This is a genomic window from Mesorhizobium sp. B2-3-10 (genome assembly GCF_006442275.1).
Classification (GTDB): Bacteria; Pseudomonadota; Alphaproteobacteria; order Rhizobiales; family Rhizobiaceae; genus Mesorhizobium; species Mesorhizobium australicum.
Map to the genome: position 1 here is coordinate 1 of NZ_VFVT01000010.1, position 24624 is coordinate 24624.

General features: G+C 63.7%; 23 protein-coding genes and 1 pseudogene. 13 read left to right on the top strand and 11 right to left on the bottom strand.

Features of this window, described 5'->3' with window-relative positions; all coding sequences use genetic code 11:
* The 11 genes and pseudogenes from FJ943_RS25140 to FJ943_RS25190 all read left to right on the top strand — a co-directional run.
* Positions 1–191 (top strand): annotated as a pseudogene (locus FJ943_RS25140) (ABC transporter permease); the annotation flags it as partial.
* 88 nt (positions 192–279) lie between these two features.
* A complete protein-coding gene (locus FJ943_RS25145) occupies positions 280–1305 on the top strand; it encodes a sugar ABC transporter substrate-binding protein (RefSeq protein ID WP_140725948.1) in 1026 nt (341 codons plus the stop codon).
* A gap of 90 nt (positions 1306–1395) precedes the next feature.
* A complete protein-coding gene (locus FJ943_RS25150; protein ID WP_140725951.1) occupies positions 1396–3519 on the top strand; it encodes an SMP-30/gluconolactonase/LRE family protein in 2124 nt (707 codons plus the stop codon).
* Entirely contained in the window at positions 3516–4571 is a 1056-nt protein-coding gene (locus FJ943_RS25155; protein WP_140725954.1) for a hypothetical protein, read from the top strand. The genes FJ943_RS25150 and FJ943_RS25155 overlap by 4 nt, the downstream gene beginning before the upstream one ends.
* Positions 4571–6067 (top strand): sugar ABC transporter ATP-binding protein, encoded by a 1497-nt coding sequence (locus tag FJ943_RS25160; RefSeq protein ID WP_140725957.1) that lies wholly within the window; start codon positions 4571–4573, stop codon positions 6065–6067. The genes FJ943_RS25155 and FJ943_RS25160 overlap by 1 nt, the downstream gene beginning before the upstream one ends.
* A gap of 369 nt (positions 6068–6436) precedes the next feature.
* On the top strand, positions 6437–6847 hold the full coding sequence (locus tag FJ943_RS25165; RefSeq protein WP_140725960.1) for a carboxymuconolactone decarboxylase family protein: 411 nt from the start codon (positions 6437–6439) through the stop codon (positions 6845–6847).
* Positions 6848–6984: 137 nt separating this feature from the next.
* The gene (locus tag FJ943_RS25170) at positions 6985–7821 is read left to right on the top strand and encodes a metallophosphoesterase (protein WP_140725963.1); all 837 of its coding nucleotides are present in this window, start codon (positions 6985–6987) and stop codon (positions 7819–7821) included.
* Positions 7818–8975, top strand: coding sequence for an ABC transporter ATP-binding protein (locus FJ943_RS25175; RefSeq protein ID WP_140725966.1), 1158 nt, complete (start codon positions 7818–7820; stop codon positions 8973–8975). The genes FJ943_RS25170 and FJ943_RS25175 overlap by 4 nt, the downstream gene beginning before the upstream one ends.
* Entirely contained in the window at positions 8968–9891 is a 924-nt protein-coding gene (locus FJ943_RS25180) for a sugar ABC transporter permease (protein WP_015317092.1), read from the top strand. The genes FJ943_RS25175 and FJ943_RS25180 overlap by 8 nt, the downstream gene beginning before the upstream one ends.
* Positions 9888–10718, top strand: coding sequence for a carbohydrate ABC transporter permease (locus tag FJ943_RS25185; protein WP_140725969.1), 831 nt, complete (start codon positions 9888–9890; stop codon positions 10716–10718). Before FJ943_RS25180 ends, FJ943_RS25185 begins: the two co-directional genes overlap by 4 nt.
* A gap of 26 nt (positions 10719–10744) precedes the next feature.
* Positions 10745–12010: an ABC transporter substrate-binding protein gene (locus FJ943_RS25190; protein WP_140714461.1), complete on the top strand. Its 1266-nt coding sequence runs from the start codon at positions 10745–10747 to the stop codon at positions 12008–12010.
* A gap of 50 nt (positions 12011–12060) precedes the next feature.
* Here FJ943_RS25190 and FJ943_RS25195 read toward each other — a convergent pair whose 3' ends face one another.
* From FJ943_RS25195 to FJ943_RS25245, 11 genes are all read right to left on the bottom strand, one after another.
* Positions 12061–12945 (bottom strand): amidohydrolase, encoded by an 885-nt coding sequence (locus FJ943_RS25195; protein WP_181174637.1) that lies wholly within the window; start codon positions 12943–12945, stop codon positions 12061–12063.
* Positions 12945–14216 (bottom strand): VWA domain-containing protein, encoded by a 1272-nt coding sequence (locus FJ943_RS25200; RefSeq protein WP_246671937.1) that lies wholly within the window; start codon positions 14214–14216, stop codon positions 12945–12947. The genes FJ943_RS25195 and FJ943_RS25200 overlap by 1 nt, the downstream gene beginning before the upstream one ends.
* Positions 14213–15094 (bottom strand): MoxR family ATPase, encoded by an 882-nt coding sequence (locus FJ943_RS25205; RefSeq protein WP_015317097.1) that lies wholly within the window; start codon positions 15092–15094, stop codon positions 14213–14215. The genes FJ943_RS25200 and FJ943_RS25205 overlap by 4 nt, the downstream gene beginning before the upstream one ends.
* An 8-nt stretch (positions 15095–15102) precedes the next feature.
* A complete protein-coding gene (locus FJ943_RS30200) occupies positions 15103–16107 on the bottom strand; it encodes a molybdopterin cofactor-binding domain-containing protein (protein ID WP_015317098.1) in 1005 nt (334 codons plus the stop codon).
* A 1-nt stretch (position 16108) separates the two neighbouring features.
* Positions 16109–17476, bottom strand: a complete 1368-nt coding sequence (locus tag FJ943_RS30205; protein ID WP_140725975.1) for a xanthine dehydrogenase family protein molybdopterin-binding subunit — start codon at positions 17474–17476, stop codon at positions 16109–16111.
* 10 nt (positions 17477–17486) lie between these two features.
* Positions 17487–17969 (bottom strand): (2Fe-2S)-binding protein, encoded by a 483-nt coding sequence (locus FJ943_RS25220; protein WP_140714471.1) that lies wholly within the window; start codon positions 17967–17969, stop codon positions 17487–17489.
* 53 nt (positions 17970–18022) lie between these two features.
* The gene (locus tag FJ943_RS25225) at positions 18023–18817 is read right to left on the bottom strand and encodes an FAD binding domain-containing protein (protein ID WP_140714473.1); all 795 of its coding nucleotides are present in this window, start codon (positions 18815–18817) and stop codon (positions 18023–18025) included.
* Between the two features lie 10 nt (positions 18818–18827).
* The gene (locus FJ943_RS25230) at positions 18828–19271 is read right to left on the bottom strand and encodes an SRPBCC family protein (protein WP_140714475.1); all 444 of its coding nucleotides are present in this window, start codon (positions 19269–19271) and stop codon (positions 18828–18830) included.
* 114 nt (positions 19272–19385) lie between these two features.
* Positions 19386–20213, bottom strand: coding sequence for an AraC family transcriptional regulator (locus tag FJ943_RS25235; protein ID WP_015317103.1), 828 nt, complete (start codon positions 20211–20213; stop codon positions 19386–19388).
* A gap of 178 nt (positions 20214–20391) precedes the next feature.
* On the bottom strand, positions 20392–21390 hold the full coding sequence (locus FJ943_RS25240; RefSeq protein ID WP_015317104.1) for an ABC transporter permease: 999 nt from the start codon (positions 21388–21390) through the stop codon (positions 20392–20394).
* A 61-nt stretch (positions 21391–21451) separates the two neighbouring features.
* Complete coding sequence (locus FJ943_RS25245; protein ID WP_140615494.1) at positions 21452–22195, bottom strand: ATP-binding cassette domain-containing protein; 744 nt, start codon at positions 22193–22195, stop codon at positions 21452–21454.
* A 449-nt stretch (positions 22196–22644) separates the two neighbouring features.
* On the opposite strand from FJ943_RS25245, the gene FJ943_RS25250 reads away from it, so the two are divergent.
* Positions 22645–23634: a sugar-binding protein gene (locus FJ943_RS25250; RefSeq protein WP_140615496.1), complete on the top strand. Its 990-nt coding sequence runs from the start codon at positions 22645–22647 to the stop codon at positions 23632–23634.
* Between the two features lie 186 nt (positions 23635–23820).
* Positions 23821–24603: a FadR/GntR family transcriptional regulator gene (locus FJ943_RS25255; RefSeq protein ID WP_140615498.1), complete on the top strand. Its 783-nt coding sequence runs from the start codon at positions 23821–23823 to the stop codon at positions 24601–24603.
* The last annotated feature ends 21 nt before the right edge of the window (positions 24604–24624 follow it).

The window sequence follows — 24624 nt, forward strand, 5'->3', positions numbered from 1 at the left end:
GGCGGGGCGGGGTGCGCAATGTGCTGGTCGGAGCCGCGCTGATCGGCATCCTGCTCAACGCCATGACCATCATCGACATTCCGCTGCTCTACCAGAACCTGATCAAGGCGGCGATCCTGCTCGGCGCCATCATCGTCGACGGCATCATCAATCCGCGCGACGAACAGACCGCGCAACAAGGTGACATTTAGAGCAGATGGGCTAGCCCATCTTGCTCTGGGGTACCCGGTGCGATCGCGACGATCGGCCGGCAATGAAAACCGAACCAGAGGATGAGACATGAAACTGATCAGAACACTCATGGCGGCGGCCACGGCGCTGGCCGTCACCACCTTCGTGGCGCCGACCTTCGCCGCCGACGATCCAGGCCCCGCTGCCTATGCACAAGCGCTGAAAGGCAAGCGCGTCATGCTGGTGCCGCTGGCGATGGGCTTCGACCTGGCGCAGGGCTGGGCGCATTATCTGAAGAAGGAAGTCGAAGCCTGGGGCGGCACGTTCGAAACGCGCGATCCCAACTGGGTCGTCGATGCCGGCGCGCAGGCGATCACCGACGCGATCTCGTCCGACACCAGACCTGATGTGCTGATCATCCATGCGCCGGACCTCAACTCCTATTCCAAGCTTATGAAGAAGGCGCAGGCCGCCGGCACCTATGTGATCCTGGTCGACAATCCGGCGAATTTTCCCGCCGATGCTTTCGTCGGCAGCGACTGGGACCGGCTCGGCCAGCTCGAGGCGGAAGCCGCGATCAAGGGCTGCGGCGAGAACTCGTCCAAGAAGATCGGGCTGGTGCAGGGCGACCAGGCCAACTCCTCCAGCCTTTACCAATATGCCGGCATCATGAAGGTGCTGGACAAGCATCCCGACTTCAAGGTCGTGGCCAAGCCCGATTCCAACTGGGATGCGACGACCTCGCGCAATGTGACCACTACCATGCTGCAGCAGAACCCGGACATCTGCTCGATCATCGACTTCTGGGATGGCGATGCCACCGGCGCGTCGGCCGCGATCCGCGACGCCAAGCTCGACGGCAAGGTGTTTTTGGTCACCACAGGCGGCGGCGAAAAGGCGGCCGATTGCGACAAGCTGAACGACGGCACCTACGGCGCCGTGGTGATGACCGATCTTGCCCGCCAATCGGGCGACATGAACGCCATCATCAAATTCCTGCTGCAGAGCGGCCAGCCGGCCGGCACCTCCCACACCTACATCTACACGCTGGAGAAGGCGACGACCAAGGCCGACCTCAAGCCCGACAGCTGCTGGGACCTGAAGGCGCTGCAGGCCGAAGCAGCGGCGAAGTAAGCTGATCGTCTGCAACCGATATCGACGAGGTGGCCGGATTGTCCGACCACCTCTTTCTCTTGTGGCCCCAGACTTGGCAGCAGTGACCCGATGAGCTTTCGCGAACGCCTCCAGTCCTGGCGCTACAATCTCGTGCCCGACCATCTTGTCGGCGAGATCCTGACCAAGCGCTGGACCGACAACGCCATTCCCTTCCTGGCGCTGGTGGTGACATTGGCGACTTTCGGCTCGATCATTCCAGGCTTCTTCAAGCTCTCTTCCCTGCAGGAATCGACCCGCCAGCTCGGCGAGTTTTCGATGGTCGTCACCGGCATGACGGTGGTGATGCTGGGCGGCGGCATCGATCTCTCGGTCGGTTCGATCTTCGCGCTGTCCTGCTTTTCCGCCGTCTATGTCTTCTTTATCCTCGAACAGTCGATCTGGCTGGCGCTGGCCGCCTCGCTCGCCACCGGGTTGGTGTTCGGCGCGATCAACGGCTATCTTGTCGGCTATCTCAGGCTGCGGGCCTTCCTCACCACGCTGGTGACCTTCATCTTCGGGCGGGCGCTGTTCGACATTCTGGTCACCACCTATGCCGCCGATGTGCAGCTTTCGACCGCTACATCAGACGTGCTCGATTTCATCGGCGACAGCACTTTCTGGGGCCTGTCCGTCTCGGTGTGGCTGGCGATCATCCTCGCCATCGTCACCCATATCGCGCTGACGCGCTCGCGGCCGGGCTGGCACGTGCTGGCGGTCGGCGGCTCCCGGCGTTCGGCGCACAATGCCGGCATCCGGGTGCGCCGTACCGTGTTCATGACCTATGTCTTTTCCGGCTTCTGCGCCTCGATCGGCGGCTTTCTCATCGCCTGCCGCCTGAGCGGGGCGGGGCCAGGCACCGGCCTCAACCTCGAGATCATGGCGCTGACGGCGGCGGTGGTCGGCGGCGTCAGCCTCGGCGGCGGGCGCGGCTCGGTGATCAAGGGGCTGATGGGCGCCATCATCGTGCTGACCATGACCAACGGGCTGATCCGGCTGGGCTATGGCACCGGTACCAACCAGATGGTGCTCGGCATCATGCTGGCGGTGGCGGTGACCATCGACATTCGCTGGCTCAAGAACCGCCACAAGGTGCTGAACGAGGTCTATGTCGCGCCGGTTTATCTCAGGATGGGCGAAACCCAGTCCGCGGTGCCGGGCTCGGGCACGCCTTACGCGCTCGACAACCGGCTGTCGGCGGCCGACCATATCGGGCTCGGCGAACTGGAAGGGCCGGAAGACGTCATCCTCGACCGCGACGACAATCTCTATTGCGGCACGCGCCATGGCGAGATCGTTCGCTTCTTCGCGCCGGATTATGTCAGGTCGGAGGTGTTTGCCCATATTGGCGGTTTTCCGCTGGGCTTGGCCTTTGACAAAGGGGGCAATCTGATCAGCTGCGTCGGCGCGATGGGGCTCTATTCCGTCTCTCCGGATCGCGCGGTCAAAAGGCTGTCGGCCGAGACGTCGCGCTCCTGGACCTCGATCGTCGACGACGCGCGGCTGCGCGATCCCAATGATTGCGATATCGCGCCGGACGGCCGCATCTATTTTACGGACTCGACCAAGCGCTATGACGCGCATGACTGGGCGCTGGACTCGATCGAGAACCGCGCCACCGGCCGCCTCCTGGTCTACGATCCCAGGGATGGGTCGACAAGGACGCTGCTCGACGGCTACCGTTACACCAATGGTGTCTGCATGGCGCATGACGGCAAGTCGCTGTTCTTCGCCGAAAGCTGGGCCTGCCGGGTGCATCGCTATTGGCTGGAAGGGCCGAAGTCGGGCACCGCCGAATGCGTCATTCGCGACATGCCGGGCTATCCCGACAACATCAACCGCGCGTCGGACGGCAATTACTGGATGGCGTGGCTGGGCATGCGCACGCCGAGCTTCGACCTGTCGCTGCGCCACCCCGACATGCGCAAGCGCATGACGCGCCGGCTGCCGCAGGACGAATGGCTGTTCCCCAACATCAACACCGGCGGCGTGGTGAAATTCAACGAGAAGGGCGGCATCGTGGAGGCGATGGGCGACTTGACGGGCGGCGCGCACCCGATGGTCACCTCGATGCGCGAGCACAAGGGATATCTCTTCGTCGGCGGCATCCTCAACAACCGCATCGGCCGCTACAAGGTTTCCGGCGCCGACCCGAACTGGACCAGCTCCGCCTCGTATTGGGGAGCGCAGCCATGATCCTCGACCCAATCCTGGATATGTTTCGCGGCAAGGCGGTGACGATCCCGCCGCTCGACGGCGCCTTTCGCCCGAATACGCGGCTGGATGAGGCGCCGGCTTTTGTCGGATTGACCGAACCGGACAATCTGCTGGTTGCCGATGGCGGGCTGCTGGCCTCCAGCGGCAACGCCATCTATTCGCTTGCCGCCGGAACTGAGCCGAAGGTAGTCGAGACCTTTCCTTCCCCAATCACGGCGCTGGCTCTGTCGCCATCGGGCCAACTGACGGTGGGGCTCGAAAGGGGCAGGCTGCTGATATCGGGCAAGGAAGTGTCGCTGCCGGCCGGTGTCAGCTGCATCACCGCTCTTGCCTATGCCGAGGACGGCACTTTGTGGTTGGCCAACGGGTCGACCGAGCATGCGCCATCGCAATGGGCCGCCGATCTGATGAAGAAGGGCGCATCCGGTTCGCTTTGGAAGCGAAACGCGGCAGGCGGCGAGTTCCGCAAGATAGCCGGCGACCTCGCCTTTCCCTACGGGCTCCGCCCCATCGGCGGCGATGTGCTGGTCAGCGAAAGCTGGCGCCATCAGCTTGTCCGCTTCGACGGTGCGACCGGCAACCGTTCGACCGTGATGACGCATCTTCCCGGCTATCCCGCTCGGCTGTCGCCGGCCGGCGATGGCGGGGCGTGGCTGACCTTGTTCGCGCCACGCAACCGGCTGATTGAATTCGTGCTGCAGGAAACGCACTACCGCCAGGACATGATCGACCAGGTGCCGCCGGCTTACTGGATCGCGCCGGCGATGGCATCCAGCCGCAGCTTCCTCGAACCGCTGCAATGCGGCGGCATCAGAACCATGGGCATCCACAAGCCGTGGTCGCCGAGCCGTTCCTACGGGCTGGTGGTCAAGCTCGATCAAAACATGCAGCCGCAATTCAGCCTGCACAGCCGCGCCAACGGCACGCGCCACGGCATTTGCAGCGTGGTGGAAAAGGGCGGCCAACTGTTCATTGCTTCCAGGGGTGGCGATTGCGTGCTGGCCGTCGACCTCGCCTCGGGAGGTTTCTGATGGAACCAATTATTCGCCTCGAAAACGTCACCAAGAATTATCGGGGCGTTCCGGCAGTCAAGAACGTCAGCTTCGAACTGCGCAAAGGCGAAATCCACGCACTGCTCGGCGAGAACGGCGCGGGTAAATCGACACTAACCAAGATCATCGCCGGTGTCGTCGACGCCACGTCCGGCAGGATGTTCCACAAGGGCCGGGAGATCGCCTACGCTTCGCCGCATGCCGCGCTAGAGGCCGGCATTGCCATGGTGTTCCAGGAGACCAGCCTGGTGCCGTCGATGACGGTGGCGCAGAACCTCTATCTCGGTACTGAAAAATTCCTCAACCGGCTGCGCGGCACGTATATTTCAGCACAGCAATTCCTGCAGTCGCTGAATTTTCCGGTCGATCCGAACGCCATGGTGGCGACGCTGGGCGCGGCCAAGCGGCAGATGGTCGAGATCGCGCGCGCCGTGCACCACAAGGCCGAGATCATCATCTTCGACGAGCCGACGGCGACCCTGACGCCGGAGGAGAAACGCCATTTCTTCGCGCTGATCCGGCGGCTGAAGGCGAACGGTGTCTCGATCGTCTTCATCAGCCACGCGCTGGAAGAGGCATTGATGATTGCCGACCGCATCACCATTCTGCGCGACGGTGAGCTGGTGGTCACCGACGACACGCCGGCCTTCGACCGCGACAGAATTGTCGCCGCCATGGTCGGGCGCACTTTGTCGGGGCAGATCTACCGCCAGCGCGACGAAGCCAAGCTGCGCAAGGCGGGCCGGAAAGTGCTGTCGGTGCAGGACATTTCGATGAGCAATGTCGTGCGCAACAACTCCTTCTCGATCTTCGAGGGCCAGATCACCGGCGTGTTCGGCCTGATCGGCTCCGGCCGCACCGAGACCTTCAAGATCGTGTCGGGCATCTACAAGCGCGATTTTTTGCGCGGCGGTACAATCGAACTCGACGACAGGCCGGTGCGCTATCTCGTGCCGAGCGAAGCGGTGGCGGACGGCATCGTCTATGTCACCGAGGACCGCAAGAGCGAAGGCATCTTCGAGACGATGAGCATCGCCGAGAACCTGTTTGGGGGCCTGCTGGCGGCCGGCCGTGAAAAGGCCTGGGTGATCAACCAGCAGGAGATGCACGCGCTATCGGCCGAGTGGACGAAGACGCTCAACATCAAGGCGATCAACGACAATGCTCGCGTGGTCGAACTCTCCGGTGGCAACCAGCAGAAGGTGGTGATCGGCAAGGGGCTGGTGCAGCAGCCGCGCATCGTCATTTTCGACGAACCGACGCGCGGCGTCGATGTCGGCGCCATCGCGGAGATCCACCAGATCATCAACCGGCTGGCCGACGAGGGATTGGCCGTGGTGGTGATCTCGTCCTATTTGCCGGAGATCATGAATTTATCCGATCGCATCCTGGTCTGCCGTCAGGGCCGCATCGTGGAAGAGTTTTCGCCAGCGGAGGCCACGGAGGAGAAGATCATGTACGCGGCGGTGCATTAGGGATACTGGCTGGTGCGCACGTCGACAATTGGCCGGGACGCCCATCCATTCGTCATCCACGGGCGGAGCAAGGAGCGTAGCGACGCGGCGCAGACCCGAGGATCCAAGCCGGGACTTTCAGGCGTTGCAGCGGTGCAGAATTCTGCTTCGCTGCACTCCACGGCTGGCGTCACGGCATGGATCCCAGGGTCTCCGCGACGGCGCTTCGCGCCTGCTTCGCCCTGGGATGACGATGCCGAGGGGGCTCGGCTAACCATCAATGTTCTGCTCAAATCGGCATCGAAAGCTGAATTAGAAGGGCCGGTTAGCCGCCTTTGCTCGAGACCTGATTCAACGACCTGATCCACCGAGCCAACGAAAGGAAACGCCATGGCCACCACAAAACTCCTGAGCGATGCCGAGGTGGAAAAAATCCCGGCGGCGAAGGCCGTGTTCGACGACATCAGGGCGACGCGCAAATCCGATTTCGTCAACAATTTCTGGCGCGGGCTGGCCAATGATCCGGCGGCGCTGAAGCGGATCTGGGAGCAGTTGAAGGTCGTGATGGTCGCCGACAGCGCCATCGATCCGCTGACCAAGGAGATGATCTACATCGCGGTTTCGACCGCCAATGGCTGCTCCTACTGCGTGCATTCGCACACGGCGGCGGCGCGCGCCAAGGGCATGACAGACGCGCAGCACGGCGAGTTGGTGTCGATCATCGGGCTCGCCGGGCAGACCAATCATCTGGTCACGGCCATGCAGATCCCGGTCGATCCGCAATTCGAGGTGAAAAGCTAGCCTCAGCCAGCCTATCGGGATGGCGGGGAACATTTGTCCCCAGCCTGTTAAGGAAGTGACATGTAACGGCACTAAGGAGACCCACGCGAAGTCGCGCCGGTGGGTTCCCGGCAGCCGGCTCTCGCAGTGGAGCCGGCATGAAAATCGTCCAGATCACCGATACCCATTTCAGCCCGACCAAGCCGCATTTCAACGGCAATTGGGAGCCGCTGGCCGCCTGGATCGCGCAAAGCGGCGCCGATCTCGTCATCCACACCGGCGATCTCAGCGTCGACGGCGCCGACAAGGACGACGACATCGGCTTCTGCATGGAGCTGATGCGGGAAATCTCGGTCCCGATGCTGCTGGTGCCCGGCAATCACGATGTCGGCCATCTCCCCGGTTCGTTGCAGCCGGTCAATGCGGAACGCCTGGACCGCTGGCGCCGGCTGGTTGGTCCTGATTATTGGACGGAGGACGCCGGAAACTGGCGATTTATCGGTCTCGACAGCCTGCTGATGGGCTTTGATGATGCCGAGGAAGAGGCCCAGTTCGAATGGCTGCGTGCGGCGCTGGAAAGCCGTGGCGGCCGGCGTGTCGCGCTCTTCGCCCACAAGCCGCTGTTCATCGACGCGCCCGGCGAAGGTGACACCGGTTACTGGAGCGTCCGCCCGGCACAGCGGCAGCGTCTCTACGATCTCATCGGTGCCAATGATGTGGCGCTTTTCGCCAGCGGTCACCTGCACCGGGCATGGCAAGGCAAATACGAAAACACCGCGCTGGTCTGGGGTCCGTCGGCCGCCTTTGTCGTCGGCGACATGGAGCGCGACATGCCGGGCGAGCGGCTGCTCGGCGCCGTCGTGCATGAATTCGACGACACGGTCGCCAGCGAGATCGTCGCCATACCCGGTATGACCGTCCACTATTTGGATGACGTGGTTGCCGAGGTCTACCCGCACGAGGCGCACAAGGTCCGCAGGAAGGTCGCGTCATGAGTGCGCTCTCGCTCCGCGGCTTGAACAAGTCCTTTGGCGGCAATGCCGTCCTGAACGGCGTCAGCCTCGATGTCAAAGCGGGCGAGTTCATCGCCCTGGTCGGCCCCTCGGGCTGCGGCAAGAGCACCTTGCTGCGCATTCTTGCCGGGCTTGATCATGCCGACAGCGGCGAGATATTCGTTGCTGGCAAGGACATGTCGGCGGTCGCCGCGGCCGATCGCAACATCGCCATGGTGTTCCAGTCCTACGCGCTCTACCCGCATCTGACGGCCGGCCAGAACATCGCGGTTCCCTTGGCCATGAAGCGGCTGAGCCGGACGCAGCGCCTGCCGCTGGTCGGCTCCGCATTGCCGGGCCAGAAAGAAATCCGCGCTGGCATTTCGCGGGATGTCCGCGAGATGGCGACGGTACTCAAGATCGATCATCTGCTCGACCGCAAGCCTGGTCAGATGTCGGGCGGGCAGCGGCAGCGTGTCGCCCTGGCGCGCGCCATGGTGCGGCGCCCCTCGATTTTCCTGATGGACGAGCCGCTTTCCAACCTCGACGCCAATCTGCGGGTGCACGCCCGTGGCGAGATCGTCGAACTGCACCGCCGCGCCGGCGTGCCGACCCTCTATGTGACGCATGACCAGGCCGAGGCGCTTTCGATGGCCGACCGGATGGCGGTGATGATCGGCGGCAATCTGCTGCAACTCGCCGCGCCCGAGGCGATCTACAACGATCCGGCCCATATCGAGGTCGCCCGTTTCGTCGGCCAGCCCAGGATCAACATCATACCGGCACTTGCCGAAAATGGCCGGGTCGACTTCCTGGGCATCCGGCTGGCCCTGCTGGAAAAGGTGGCGAATGGTTCGGTGAGCCTCGGCATCCGGCCCGAACTCGTCAAACTGTCTCCCAGCGGGCGGAGCGGCCTTGCCGGACGGATCGAGCGTCTGGAATTCCTCGGCTCGGAAGTCATTGCCCATTGCCGGCTCGACGCGACCGGCGACATCGTCATCGCCAAGCTGGCGCCGCACGAGGCGAGGGACCTGATTGCGGGAATGCCGGTGGGTATCCTCCTTCCACCCGAGCATGCCATGGTCTTCGGGCCGGAGGGAAAGCGGCTGCGCACGGCGAGCGCCGCGCCCGCACGCCAGGAGCCGGCCTATGTCTAGCGTCGCGCTGGCTGGCAATATCCCGAGCGCCGCGGCCCTCCACAGGCGCAGCGAGGACCGCACCGCCTGGCTGCTGGCGGCCCCGGCGATCGTGCTCTTGCTGCTGTTCGTGCTGCTGCCGGTGGTCGCCGTCATCTTCCTCGGCTTCACCGATTTCGAACTCGGTTATGGCAAATTCCGCCTGGTCGGCTTCGAGAATTACGCGCATCTCCTGACCGACCGCACCTTCCGCAAATCGCTGTGGAACACATCGGTCTATACGGCGATCGTCGCACCGGTCTCGATCGTGCTTGGCCTTGGTGTCGCCTTGCTGATCGAAGGCGAACCTCGGGCTCGCGGTTTCTTCCGCACCGTCTATTTCCTGCCGGTCGCATCGCTGATCGTCGCCATGGCGACAGTCTGGCAATATCTCTTCCACCCGACCATCGGGCCACTCAACGCGCTGCTTGCGCTGGTCGGCATTCCTGGCCCGAACTGGCTCGGCGCCTCCAGCACCGTGCTCTACAGCCTGTCGATCATCGGCGTCTGGCAGTCGGTCGGCTTCAACATGGTGCTGTTCCTGGCTGGCCTGACGGCGATCCCGCGCGAGCTCTACGCCGCTGCTCACGTCGACGGCGCGAAATCGGCGCTCGACCGGTTTTTCCTGGTCACCTGGCCGATGCTCGGGCCGACGACGCTGTTCGTCGTCACGATCAGCATCACCAATGCGGTGAAGGTCTTCGAAACCGTGAAGATGCTGACCGATGGCGGGCCCAACAAAGCCTCCGAAGTGCTGCTGTTCACCATCTACCAGGAAGGCTTCGTCTACCTGCGCGTTGGCTATGCCTCGGCAATGACCGTGGTCTTCCTGGCGATCCTGGTCGTGCTGATGCTTCTCCAATACCGCGTACTCGACCGGCGGGTGCATTACACATGACCAGCCTGCCTGCCGGCCGCACCATCCGTTTCGCGCTGCTTTCGCTGGGCGCGTTGATGATCCTCGCGCCTTACATCTTCATGATCTCGACCGCCGGCAAGACGCAGAGCGACATCTTTACCTCGTCGCTGTCGCTCGTCCCCCAGCATTTCTACTTCGCCGAGAATTTCGCCAAGGCGCTGAGCAAGGTGCCGATGACAACACTGCTGTGGAACGGCGTCGTCGTGTGCGGCCTGATCTTCTTCTTCCAGGTGCTGGTCGCGATTCCCTGCGCCTACGCCATGGCCAAGCTGAAATTCCGTGCCGCGCGGCTGATGATGGTGCTGGTCATGCTCGGCCTGCTGGTGCCGATCCATGCCACGGCGCTGCCGCTCTATGTCGCCTTCGACCGGATGTCGCTGCTCAACAGCTACACCTCGCTGGTGGCGCCGTTCACGATATCGGTGTTCGCGATCTTCATGTTCCTGCAGTTCTTCCGCGCCATGCCCGACGATCTCATCCACGCGGCAAGGCTCGATGGCATGTCCGAGCTCGGGATCGTCGCGCGCGTCATCGTCCCCAATGCGTGGCCGGCGGTCACTGCCTTCGCGATCTTCTCGGTGGTCGCCCACTGGAACGATCTCTACTGGCCGCTGATCGTCGTCAGCAAGCAGGCCTACGCCACGCCGCCACTCGGCCTGATGTATTTCCGCGCCGCCGAGGCCGGCGACGACTACGGCGCGCTCATGGCCGCCACGCTGATCATCACCCTTCCACTCGTCGTTGCCTTCCTGTTCGCACAGAAGCGCTTCGTCGAAGGCATCACCATGACCGGTCTCAAAGGCTGACCGGGCCAACAAGGAGCAACGAGGCAATGAAGCATATCTCCAGGATTTTTGCCGCGGCGGCGGTGTCGCTGGCGACAGCCCTTCCGGCCTATGCCGACACGACGCTGACGGTCCATTATCCGATGCCCGGCTTCTTCAAGAACGTGATGGACACGATCTCGAAGAAGTTCATGGAAGAAAATCCCGACATCAAGATCCAGTTCGCCAGCCCGTCCGCCACCTATGAGGAAGGCATCCAGACCATCCTTCGCCAGGCCGGCACCGACGAAATGCCCGACATCACCTTCATCGGTCTCAACCGTCTGCGCATGCTCAACGAACGCGACGTTGCCGTCGATCTTGGCCCGCTGGTCAAGAAGGAAGGCAACATGGCTGAGCTCGGCTTCTCCGACACGATCCTGAAGCTGGCGCAGGTCAACGGCAAGCAGGTCGGCCTCGCCTTCGCCACCTCGAACCCGATCATGTATTACAACGCCGACCTGATGAAGGCCGCCGGCGGCGATCCGGACAATCCGCCCAAGACCTGGGACGAGGTCATCGCGCTCGGCGGCAAGATCAAGGCGCTCGGCAATGGCGTCGACGGCATCGACTTCCGCTGGCAGGGCGACGACTGGATGTTTTCGGCGCTGCTGTTCGGCGCCGGCGGCAAGATGCTGAACGAGGACGAAAGCAAGGTCGCCTTCAACGGGCCGGAAGGCGAGAAGGCAGTCGAGATCCTGCAGCGGATGGTGAAGGAGGGCGGCATGCCGGTCTTCACCAAGCCGGCTGGCGAGCAGGCCTTCGCGGCCGGCAAGGTTGGCTTCGAGTTCCAGACCACCGGCGCGCTGGTCAACACCATCAAGAACGTCGGCGACAAGTTCACGCTGCGGACGGCCAAGATCCCGCTGATCGATCCGGCCAACGGCCATCTGCCGACCGGCGGCAATGCCGTGGTCATCCTGACCAAGGATGCCGCCAAGCAGGACGCCGCCTGGAAATTCGCGAAATTCGCCGCCGGCCCTTATGGCGCGTCGGTCGTCGTGCCCGGCACCGGCTATGTGCCCAACAATGAGCTCGCGGCAAAGTCTTCCGACTATCTCGGCGATTTCTACAAGAAGAACCCGCTGTTCCAGGCCGGGCTCAGCCAGATGCCGCTGATGGTTCCGTGGTATGCCTTTCCGGGCACCAACGGCGTGAAGGTGACGCAGACCATCGTCGACAATCTGTCGCGGATCGTCGACCAGTCGGCGACGCCCAAGGAAGCGCTCACCGATGCGGCAAGCGACGTGGAAGGCATGCTGCCGACGCAGTAAGGACTTGCCAGGGCATCGCCGCTGCAATGGCGCGGCGAACTCCCTGGCGGTCAAGCCGGCCGGTAGATCCGCTCCGCCGTATTCCAGAAGATATCAGCCTCGGCCGCCGGACCGTGCTTCGCTACAGCCGCGCGGTGGGCCTTGATCAGTTCGGCGTGGCTCGTCCACAACTTCTCGATGGGGAAGTTGGAACCGAACATCAGGTGATCCGCGCCCAATATCTCGATCGCGTTGTCGACGATATAGGCGATCAGCCCGGGGTCGTTGCGGTGGACGAAAGTGCCGAGACCGGAGAGCTTTGCGTAGACGTTCGGCGCCGACAGCGTGCGCAGCCCAGCCTTCCAGTCTTCGGTGGTTTCCTGATCCATGCCGGTCAGCATGCCGGCGTGGGTGAGGATGAAATTGGTCTCTGGATTTTCTCCGACCAGCGTCAACCCGTCTTTCATCTGGGCGGGAAAGAGCTGCAGGTCGAAGGACAGGTCATAATCCTTCAGCCGCGCCACATTGGCTCGTACCCTGGGATCGATCACCTGATCGGGGCCAGTGGCGAAGCGGAAGGCCGGGGTCTCGTGCCAATGCAACTGCATGCGCACGCCGCGCAGCAGCGGATATTTTTTCAAGCGGTCGATCTGGGGTCTGATATCGTCCACCGTCATGTCGGTGTAGCCGACGATGGCGTGCGGCCAGCCGGTTTCATCAGCCGTTTTCTGCAGGAAGGCGACTTCCTTCTCGAAATCCTCCTTCGCCCAGTTGGTCTGGACGTAGACCGCTTTCTCGACGCCGGAACCTTGCTGGTCGGCGAGAAACTCCTCGATCGGATAGTCCCGGCGGATCGGCTCGTAGGGGCCGAAGATGCGCGGCACCATCGGCCCGACCAGCCAGGGCTGGTCCTGCTGGCGCCAGATGTGGAAATGCGCGTCGATGGCTTTCTGCATCACGATACCCTTTTCCAGATTGTCGCCGCCCGTGGAGCAGGGCGGGCGAGCGACAGGATGAAATCGGTGAGGCCGGCGAGCGACGAGCCGTCGACCAGATCGTCGAGATCAGGCAGGATGGCCCGCAGCGCGGCCGTTGCCGGCTGGAAGCGCGGGTCGCCGGCCAAAGGTGTCGCCAGCGACAACCGGAACGCGCGGGCGCTCAGCCGGCGCATCGCCGTCTCCAGTTCGGCATGGTCGCCGCGCTCCAGCGCGTCGGACAGGATGATCACTGCCGCACCACGTGCGAAGGCGGAAAAACGCGGCACGGAGAGGAAGGCACGCAGCGTTGGCCCCATGCGGGTGCCGCCGTCCCAGTCGTCGACCTGGGCTGCCGCGCGGGCCAACGCCTGGTCCCTGTCGCGGATCCGCAGCGCTGACGTAATGCGGTTTAGGCGCGTGCCGAAGGTGAAGATTTCTGCCCGGTCAGCGCCTTGCACGGCGGCATGCGCGAGCTTCAAATAATCAGACGTGTGCAGCTTCATCGAGCCGGACACGTCGATCAGGATCAGCAGTTTGCGCGGCACGGTCTGGCGGCGGCGCAACAAGGGTGAGGGGATATCGCCATCGGCGCTGACGATTTCCCTGAGCGAGCGGCGCAGGTCGAGCTTGCCGCGCGAAGGCGTGCGCACCGTGCGGAAGGAGCGGCGCGCGGGCAGGGCGCTCGAAAGTTGGCGGCGAAAGAAAGTCAGCCTGTCGTCGTCGCGCTGGAAGGCGCGGCTGCTCAACTGTTCGATCGCCGAGGATAGCTCGCCGCCTTCCCGTCGCTGCTCGGCTTCGATCCGCTCGTCGTCGGCGCCGCCATCATCCTTGACGCGGGTTTCCTCGTTGCTGTCGCCTTCCACCAAGGCTGATGTGTTGCCGTAAAAATGGCTTTGGAAATGCGCCTCGAATTCGTCACGGCGGTCAGGTGGCGGCGCCAGGGTGGCCAGCGCTGCCTCGCGTATGTCGGCCATCGAACGGGGGCCAAGCAAGGTTACCGCCTGCATGAAGCCGGCGACTTGTTCGGGGGCGATTATAAAGCCGTAGCGGCGCAGCAAGTGGCCGAAGCCAAGGAAGGGCGTGGCGGCGGGAGGTACGCTCTCCTCGCCCCGTTTACGGGGAGAGGATGCCGGCAGGCAGGTGAGGGGCAGCGCCGACTTCTGGCCATCGTGGCGCCGCCCCTCATCCGCCCCTTCGGGGCACCTTCTCCCCGTGAACGGAGAGAAGGGATCGTTGACGTCCCGGCTCACGCCAGTGCCTCCTCGACGATGCGGCCAAGCTCGGGGGCGATGTAGGAAAGGTCTTCCTCGTCCTTGATCAATACGCCGATGGCGCGGCGGAAGGCTTCCGGCCACGGGCTGCCGCCCTTTTCCAGGATCGTCGCGGCATTGGCCCATTCGACGGCCTCGGCGATGCCGGGCGGCTTGGCGAGCGGACGGGCGCGGATGGTCTGCACGGCGGCCGCCACCGCGCGCGCGGTAGCCTCCGCGACATCGCCAGCACGCAGCATGATGATGGCGGCCTCGCGTTCGGCGTCGGGGTAGCCGATCCAGTGATAGACGCAGCGGCGGCGCAGCGCCTCGGCGAGTTCACGGGTGCGGTTCGAAGTCAGGATGACGATCGGCTGAGCGGCGGCACGGATGGTGCCGCGCTCGGGGATGCTGATCTGGAAGTCGGACAGGAATTCCAGCAGCAGCGCCTCGAATTCATGATCCGAGCGATCGATCTCGTCGACCAGCAAAATACGCTGCCGCGGCGCCTTCAACACCTGCAGCAGCGGCCGGGCAATCAGGAAACGGTCATCATAGATGTCGATCTCGTGCTCGCCGGCATGGCGGATGGCGAGCAGTTGGCGCTGGTAGTTCCACTCATAGAGCGCATGCGCCGCGTCGATGCCTTCATAGCATTGCAGGCGCACCAGATCGCGGCCGAGCAGCTCGGCGATCGCCTTGGCGGCTTCCGTCTTGCCGACGCCCGGCGCGCCTTCGAGCAGCAGCGGCTTGCCGAGCCGGATAGCCAGAAAGATGGCGGTGGCGAGGCTGTCGTCGGCCAGATAGCGCGAGGCGGCGAGGCGCTCGGCCACCGCCTCCGGCGAGGTCGCGAGCGTTTCGGCGTTTACCTCGGGCATGTCGGTCCTCAGTTCGCGGCTTGCGCCTTGAGCGCGCGCAAAATGCGTTCCGGCGTGATCGGCAGCGTGTCGATACGCACGCCGACCGCGTCGAAGACGGCGTTGGCGACCGCCGGTATTTGCGGGTTGGCGCACATTTCGCCCGGCCCCTTGGCGCCGTAGGGACCATCTGCCGAAGGCCGCTCCAGCACGATGATTTCGGTTTCGGCGAGGTCGCCGGGACCAGGCATCAGATACTGGTTGAAGTCGGTGCCGCCATGGTCGCGGTTGGGGTAGTAGGGCTCGGTCGTCTCGTAGAGCGCATGGCTGATGCCCATCCACGAGCCGCCGACCAGTTGCTGCTCGACCATTTTAGGATTCAACGCGCGGCCGATCTCGAAGACGTTCTTGACCGTCAGCACCGTGACCTCGCCGGTTTCGTCGTCGACTTCCACCTCGGCCACCGTGCAGGCATGCGCGTAGCAGGTCGACGGCTTCATCGCGCCGGTCTCCTTCTCCGGATAGGAGCGCGGGATCAAAAACATGCCACGGCCTGAGATCGAGCGGCCGCGCTTGAAATGCGCCGACAGGGCGACATCGAAGATCGAGATCGATCTCTGCGGCGCGCCCTTGACCAGTATGTTGCCCTGGCCGTCGGTTTCGAGGTCCGAGGCATTCACTTCCAGTTCCTCGGCCGCCACTTCAAGCATCACCTGGCGGGCTTCCCTGGCGGCCTGGATAACCGCGTTGCCGGCGCGGTGGGTGCCGCGCGAGGCAAACGTGCCCATGCAGTGCGGGCCGGTGTCGGTGTCGGCGGTGTCGACGACGACGCGGTCGGTCGGCACGCCGATCGTCTCGGCGCAGATCTGCGCCATGATCTGCTTCATGCCCTGGCCGAGATCGACCGAGGACAGCGTGACCATGAAATTGCCGGTCGGGGTCGAATGCACCAGCGCCTGGGTCGGGTCGCCGCCAAGGTTCATGCCGGTGGGATAGTTGATCGCGGCGACGCCGCGCCCACGCCTGATCGCCATCTCAAGCTCCGTTCTTGTAGGAGGACATCGCCATGTATTTCTCCGCCACCGGCCAGTGGGCGGCGCGCGAGGCTTCCTGCATGCATTCGATGAGTGCCGCGCCCTCGGTCGGCTGGCGATGCGCCTTCATGTCGCCGTCGCGATAGGCGTTGACGAAGCGGAACTCGAGTGGATCCATGCCGATCAGCCGCGCCAGCTTGTCCATCTGCACCTCCAGCGCGAAATCGCCGATGGTGACGCCGAAGCCGCGCATGGCCGACGACGGCGTGCGATTGGTATAGACGCAGTAGGTGTCGATCCAGACGTTGGGGATGGTGTAGGGACCGGGATAGTGCCCGGCGCCCTTCTGCGCGCCATAGGGCGAGTGGCGGGAGTAGGCACCGGCATCGGTGTAGCCGGTGACCTTCCGTGCGACGATGCGGCCATCGTTCATGACGCCGTCCTTGATGACGACTTTTTCGGCCGCGCGGGGCGAGGAGATCTGCATCTCCTCCTCGCGGCTGTAGATAAAACAGACTGGTCGCCCGGTTAGTTTTGCGCCGAGGATGGCAATCGGCTCGACGATGACATCGACCTTGCCGCCGAAACCGCCGCCGACCGTGCCGCCGACAAAATGCAGCTTGCTGCCCGGCATCTGCAGGATGATCGAGGTGTTGTCGAGGGTGAAGAACATCGCCTGTGTGTTGGTGTAGCAGGTGAAGCGGTCATTGCCCTCGGGCGCCACCACGCAACCGGTGGTCTCGGTCGGCGCGTGCTCGATGGGCGAGGACTGATAGCTTTGCTCCAGCACGTGATCGGCCTCGGCAAAGCCCGCCTCGACATCGCCGAAGCGCACCTTGCGGCACGCGCCGCTGTCATAGAGGTAATGGTTCTGGCCGTGATATTCGTTGACGATGGGCGCGCCGGGCTTCAGCGCTTCCTCCATGTCGAACACGGCGAGCAGCACTTCATAATCGACCTTGACCTTGGCGGCGGCCTCCTGGGCGGCACGCTCGGTTTCGGCCAACACCGCCACCACGGCCTCGCCCTTCCAGCGCACCTTGCCGTCGGCCAGGACCGTCTCGTCTTCCGGTCCGACCTGGATCAGGATCAGGATCGTGTAGACATTGTGCGGCACGTCCCTGGCCGTCAGCACCTTGACCACGCCCGGATGTTTTTCGGCCTCCGACGTGTCGATCGAGCGGATGCGGGCATGGTGATGAGGGCTGCGCACCATCTTCAAATGCAGCATGCCGGGAAAGTTGCGGTCGGCGAAATAGGCGGTCTTGCCGGTGACGTGGCCTGGCGAATCCGAGCGTGGCCGCGGTTGACCGATCTCGTTGAGGTCATCCTTGCGAACGTCCGAGAAATAGCTTTTGCGCAGTTCCATCTTGTTTCCCTCAGGCCGCGTTCTGCGAGTTGGCGCGCGCGGCGGTGAGCACCGCCTGGATGATCGGCTCGTAGCCGGTGCAGCGGCAGATGTTGCCCGACAGCGCTTCGACGACATCGTCGCGGCTGGGATTGGGCGAGTGGTCGAGCAGCACCTTGGCCGCCATGATCATGCCCGGCGTGCAGAAGCCGCATTGCGTGGCGAAGGCGTCGAGGAAGGCATGCTGCAGCGGATGCAGCACACCGCCGTCGGCGAGACCCGATGTGGTGGTGATGATGGCGCCATTGCAGGTCTCGGCCAGCGTCAGGCAGGACAGCCGGAGTTCGCCGTCGATAATCACCGAGCAGGCCCCGCAAGTGCCCTGATGGCAGCCGCCCTTAGGCGAGGTGTCGCCGATCTTGTCGCGCAAGGCGTTGAGCAGCGTGGTGCCGCTTTCGACGAATTCGGCCTTCTCAGATCCATTGAGCGTGAACTGGACGGGAATCTTTGCCATTCTTCCTCCTTGCGCGCCTGCCCCGTAGGGAAAGCGCGCCCCCCCGATTGTGATTAGCCGAGCAGCAGCCGACCGAGATGGACCGGCAGAACTTCGGCGCGATACCATGCGCTTGCGATCGAGTCGGTGATCGGCGCGGTGCCTTCGCTGGCGGCGGCCAGTGCTGGCGCGATGCCGTCATGGTCAAGCCTTTTGCCGATTAGCGCCTTCTCCGCCGCCTCGGCGCGCACCGGCCGGTCGGCCATGCAACCAAGTGCGATGCGCGCAGAAGAGACGGTGCCGTCGGCAGCCTGCTCCAGCAGGGCGGCAATGCTCAGCACCGAGACGCCCTTGGGTTTGATCCGCGACACTTTGAGGAAGCGGAAGCTGTCGGCCTTCGGAAGCGCGAAACTGACTGACGTGACGATGGAACGATTATCGTCTCGCCCCGTCAGGAAGGTCTCGATAGGCATTTCGCTGTCGCCGGTGCTGACCAGGGCGTCGAGCGCCAGCAAGGCGACGGCGAAATCGCCATAGGGGCTTGGCGCAAACAGGTTGCCGCCGACGGTGGCCATGTTGCGGATCGCCGGGCCGCCGACAGCGCGCGCGGCCTTGGCAAGCTGGCCGAGCTCGCGATGGCGGGCGATCGCCGCCATGGTCACCGAAGCGCCGATGCGGACCGTGCCGCCGGAGACCGCGATTGCCGACAGGGCCGGGTCGGTCGACCTGACAAGGCTGGAGACCGAGACATCGCCTTCATTGGCGGCGCGTACGACAAGCGTGCCGCCGCCGAGATAGCGCGTGCCGGCGGCTTTCAGCGCCGCGCTGGCGTCTTTCACCGTTGCAAAACTCTGCAATGCCAGCGCCATGGCCCGCTCCTCAACTCTGGCCGGCGAAATGGCTCTTCAGGGCGTTGAAGCCGCCCTGGAAGACATTGGCGCCCATGCCCTCGGCCAGCTTGTCGGCTTCTTCGGGTGCTGCGTCGAAGCTGGCGGTCCATTCGGCATAGGTGCGGTCGCCGTCGGTGACGCGCCTGAGCTGCAGCGTCGCCTTGTGGTTGGTGAGGGGCTGCGGCGTTTCCAGGATGGAATAGCTGACGAGGAAATTGTCATCGGAGAAGTCGAGCAGTTTTTCGCGCAGGCGGGCACCGCTGGCCAGCTGGAAGTTGCGCACGCAGCCGATCGTGCTGGCATCCTTGCCGTCTTCGATATGGCTCTCGACCATGCGTGGATGCCAATCCGGCAACCCGTTGAAGTCGCGTATGCGCGCCCAAACCTTTTCGACCGGTGCGTCGATCACGCTGGAAATGGTGACTTTGGGCATAAGATGTTCCCTTGCGAATTTCGTTGCGGCAAGGGTAGGGCGCTAGCGCGCACAGCGCTTATCAATGCGTCTTGAGCATCTATCAACCAGTCTGAAAAACAGATGGCTGCCGGCTCAGGCCATTGCCCGCGCGGCCTCGCGGTAGAGCGTCGGCGGCACGCCGACATGGTCACGGAAGAAGCGCGAGAAATTGCCTTGCGTGGTGAAGCCGAGATTGCAGGCGACCGAGATCAGCGGCTCGCGCGACCATTGCAACTGCCGCACCGCTTCCTCCATGCGCAGCGTGTTCCAATAGACATTGGGCGTCAGGTTGGTCTGTTCCTTGAACAAGGCGAAGAAATGCGGCCGCGAAAGGCCAACGGCGCGGGCAACGTCGTCGAAGGAGATGCGTTCGCAGACATTGGCCTTCATCAGCTGGATCGCCTTGCGAACGCGGAAATCCTGCACGGTGTTTATGCGGCCGCGCGCTTCCTGCGGCGCCGACGCGTCGGCGGCATCGAGCACCGAGTCGATGAAGCGCTCGATCTCGTAATTGGCGACATCGTCGACGCTCTCATTGTCGGTGAGATGGTCGAGCAGGCTGGCGGCCGCCTGGTGCAGCCAAGGCTCGAGCGCGATCGCCGCCCGCGAAAACAGCGGCGCGCTGGATGGCAGGTCGCGCCGGCGGCGGGCCCAGTCGGGATCGATGTAGAAGGCGAGAAACAGACCGGGCGTCCCGTTTTGCGAGAGGACGTGGCTGTGGGGCTGGAAGGAATTGATGCCGGCGGCGGTGCGAGGGCCGAGGCGGACCGTCTCGCGGCCGATGGTCATCTCGCCGGCGGTGCCTTCGAGCCAGATGATCAGATGTGCCTCGACATGGGCATGGGTGACGAAGTCGCTCGCGACATTCAGGACAGAAACATGTCCGAACCGGCCCCAGTAGAGCCTGATCGCTTCCGTCATGGCATATCCTCCCGCAAGCGACTGGCCTCCCTTCGCTTGCAGGGAGGATTGTGCGGCCGGTTTTCGGCATCCGTCAAGGCATCGGCTGTTGGCCGCTACCAATGGAGGTCGGCTTCAGCCGATTTTCAGACTGAGCGATAGGAACCAGAATGAATGGCGCTTCGACAGCGAAGAGCTCTCAGTCGCTGCGCCTGAAATTGCGGATACGGTCGAACAGAACCGCGAGCAGGATGGCGCCGCCGATGAAGGTGCCTTGCCAGAAGGCGTTGATGCCGAGCAAGCCAAGGCTGTTGCGGATCACCTCGATGAGGGCGGCACCGACGATGGCGCCAAAGGCGGTGCCGACGCCGCCGGCCAAATTGGCGCCGCCGATGACGGTGGCGGCGATCACTTGCAGTTCCATGCCGTTGCCGAGATTGGTGGTGACAGCGCCGAGCCAGCCGGTTTCGATGATGCCGGCAATGCCGGCCGACAGCGCCGAGATCATGTAGACGGCGACCTTGATCTGGCGCACCGGCACGCCGGTCAGCGTCGCGGCGTGCTCGTTGCCGCCAATGGCGAAGATATGCCGGCCGAACTTCGTCCAGCGCAGGACGAAGCCGGTGATCAGGGCCAGCAGGATCGTGTAGAGCACCGGGTTGGCGATGCCGAACACCCAGGCGCCGCCGCCGAGTGCCAGCAGCTTGTCGTGGTCCGGGCCGAACTGGAAGACGACGGTGTTGTTGGAGGCGACCATGGCGAGGCTGCGGGCGATCGACAGCATGCCGAGCGTCACCACGAAGGGCGGAAAGCCCAGATAGGCGATAAAAATGCCGTTGAAGGCGCCGATGACGAGCGCGGTGGCGATCGAGGCCAGAATGCCGATCTCGATCGAATAGCCTGCATGCATGGTGACGGCCAGCACCATCGAGCACAGGCACAGCACCGAGCCGACCGACAGGTCGATGCCACCGGTGATGATGACGAAGGTCATGCCGAGCGCCACGATGGCGACGAAGGTGATGTTGCGGGTGATGTTGTAGAGGTTCTTCGAGGTGGCGAAGGCATCGGTGGCGAAGGACAGGAAGATGCAGGCCAGGATGACGGCGACCACCACCCAGAAAGTCTGGCTTGAGAACAGGCGCGACAGGAAAGTGTGCTGCTTCTGCGCAATCGTCTGGTCAAGGGTGACTGCCATTATCGACCTTTCCTGCCGGTAGCGAAACGCGCCAGCGCAATGAAACCCGGTTTTATCGCTCTCACGCCGCCTGCTCGATGGCGCCGGTAATCAGCCCGGTGACTTCCTCGGGCGAGCTCGACGCGATCGCCTTGTCGGCGACCTTCCTGCCGCGCCGCATCACGATGACGCGGTCCGCGACGTCGAAGACGTCGGGCATGCGGTGGCTGATCAGCACCACGGCGATGCCCTGGTTACGCAAATTGCGGATGAGGTTGAGCACTTCGGCGACCTGCCGCACCGAGATCGCCGCCGTCGGCTCGTCCATCAGCACGATCTTGGCCTGCGACAGCATGGTGCGGGCGATCGCCACGGCCTGGCGCTGTCCGCCCGACATCTGCTTGACGAGATCGCGCGGGCGCGTCTCGGATTTCAGCTCGGCGAAGATATGGCCGGCGCGCTTGTACATCGCCGCATAGTCAAGGATGCGGAACGGGCCGACGCCACGACGCAGTTCGCGGCCGAGATAGACATTGGCCGCCGCCGTCAGATTGTTGCAGAGCGCCAGGTCCTGGTGGACGATCTCGATGCCGTGCTGGCGCGCCTCGACCGGCTTGTGCAGGATGAGTTCCTTGTCGTCCATGCGCATCGTGCCATGGCTCGGGCGGAAATTGCCGGCGATCATCTTGACCAGCGTCGACTTGCCGGCGCCGTTGTCGCCCATCAGGCCGACGACCTCTCCAGGCTCGATCGACAGCGACACGTCGTTGACCGCCTGGATGGCGCCGAAATGCTTCGAGATGTTGGTGAGTTCGAGAACCGCCACCAGTCTTTGCCTCCCATGCCTGGCCCATCCGCACGCGGACAAGCGACAGCTTCCATTGGCTTTCCCCAGCTCCTCCCGGGGGCAGCGATGCGGTCATTTACGCGAATGGCATCGCGGGCGTCAATTGTCGAACAGGCAATTGTCAGACGAATAGTGCCATGCGGATTTTGAAAAATCCGTTTTGTAGGACAAATAGCATTGACGTTGGCGGCAAGCCGTTATTAGTTGAGCGTCGGAGGAAGACATGCCGGCTTTGACGACGCCATCGGCGGCGCCAACGGCAAGAAGGTTTTGGCGATCGTGCAGCGTCGTCGCTGGGAGGGTCGCATCTGAAAATGCTTATCGGCCTGGCCGGATTGAATGGGCGCACGCGTCTCAGTCATCTCGCATCCTGGCTGGTTTGTGTGGCGGGCACGCCGTGTCCGTCTGGTTGCAAAGGGAGGACTGACATGAGGAAAACAGTATTGCTCGCCGCCGTCGCCGCCATGGCGTTGGGCGCCGGGCCGGCTTTGGCCAAGAAGCAGCTCGTCATCGTGGTGAAAGGTCTCGACAATCCGTTCTTCGAAGCCATCCACCAGGGCTGCGAGAAATGGAACAAGGAAAACGCCAGCTCGGAATATGAATGCTTCTACACCGGCCCGGCATCGACTTCCGACGAAGCCGGCGAGGCGCAGATCGTGCAGGATATGCTGAGCAAGGCCGACACGGTGGCGATGGCGATCTCGCCGTCCAACGCGCCACTGATCGCACAAACGATCAAGAGCGCCAATCCGTCGATCCCGATCATGACCGTCGACGCCGACCTCGCCAAGGAAGACGCGGCACTGCGCAAGACCTATCTCGGCACCGACAACTACCTGATGGGCAAGAAGATCGGCGAGTACATCAAGAAGGCCAAGCCGAATGGTGGCACGATCTGCACCATCGAGGGCAATCCGGCGGCCGACAACATCTTGCGTCGTGCGCAAGGCATGCGCGACGCGCTGACGGGCAAGGAAGGCCTCACGGCACTTGCCGGCGAAGGCGGCTGGACGGAAGTCGCCGGCTGCCCGGTGTTCACCAATGACGACGGAGCCAAGGGCGTTCAGGCGATGACCGACATCCTCGCTGCCAATCCCAAGCTCGACGCGTTCGGCATCATGGGTGGCTGGCCGCTGTTCGGCGCGCCGCAGCCCTACCGCGACCTGGTCGGACCGCTCAAGGACCGGCTGGCCAAGAACGACTTCGTCATCGGCGCCGCCGACACGATCGGCGACGAGGTGGCCATCGCCAGGGACGGCCTTGTCACCGCGCTGGTCGGCCAGCGGCCCTTCGAAATGGGCTACAAGGCACCATCGGTGATGATCGACCTGGTCGAAGGCAAGAAGGTTGACGATCCGGTCTTCACCGGTCTCGACGAATGCACCAAGGATACGGTCGACACCTGCATCCAGAAATAGGCCGCGATTTCGGGGCGCTCGTCAACGAGCGCCCCGTTTCCTCCAATTCTTCAACAGGACGCCTTGGTTGGGGCAATCGGGGCCCGGCTTTGACGCGTCAGTGGTTTGGATTTTCGGCAACGGGATCGGTGCGCCGCGCGGGTTTGGATCAATCCGGGTGACTGGGGCCGACCTATTGGAACGTGAATGCCGGACGAGAAGGCAAAGAAAAAAGCCGGCCGGGCCAAGGCGCAAGCCAGCCACGACCCGGCAGCCATGCGCAGGGTGGATGCGGCGCACTTTCCCGGGTCCAGCGTCCATGCCTCGCTCGCCAGCGAGATTGGCCTCAGGATCGTGCGCGGCGACTATCCGCCTGGCAGCATCCTGCCCAATGAGGCCAAATGGGCCGAAACCTTCAATGTCAGCCGTTCGGCGGTGCGCGAGGCGATCAAGATGCTGATGGCCAAGAGCCTTCTGGCGTCGCGGCCAAAGATCGGCAGTTGGGTCGAGCCGAAGGAGCGCTGGAACCTGCTCGACCGCGACGTGCTGGCCTGGTACGCGACCGCGCCGGATCGCGAAGCGTTCCTTCGCACCGTGCAGGAGTTCCGCCACATCATCGAACCGGAAGCATCCGCCTTTGCCGCCATACGGCGCAGCGACGAACAGATGGCCGAGATCAGCCTGGCCTGCCGCGAGATGGGCGAGGCGGCCAACCTGCCCGAGCGCATCCGTGCCGACACGCGCTTCCACCTCGCCATCCTGCGGGCCTCGGGCAACGACCTTCTGGTGCCGCTCGGCGTGTTGATCGAATCGGCGCTCGACCATCTCTTCATCTTCACCACGCGCCAGGTCGGCGATCAGCGGCGGGCACAGAAACTGCACGAGGCGATCGAAAAGAGCATCCGCCTGCAGCGGCCAGCCGCTGCGCGCAACGCCGTGCACAAGCTGCTCGCCGACACCGATGAGGGGATCGGAAGAGGCCGGCGCTGAGGCCAGCCGAACGTCCGGGTT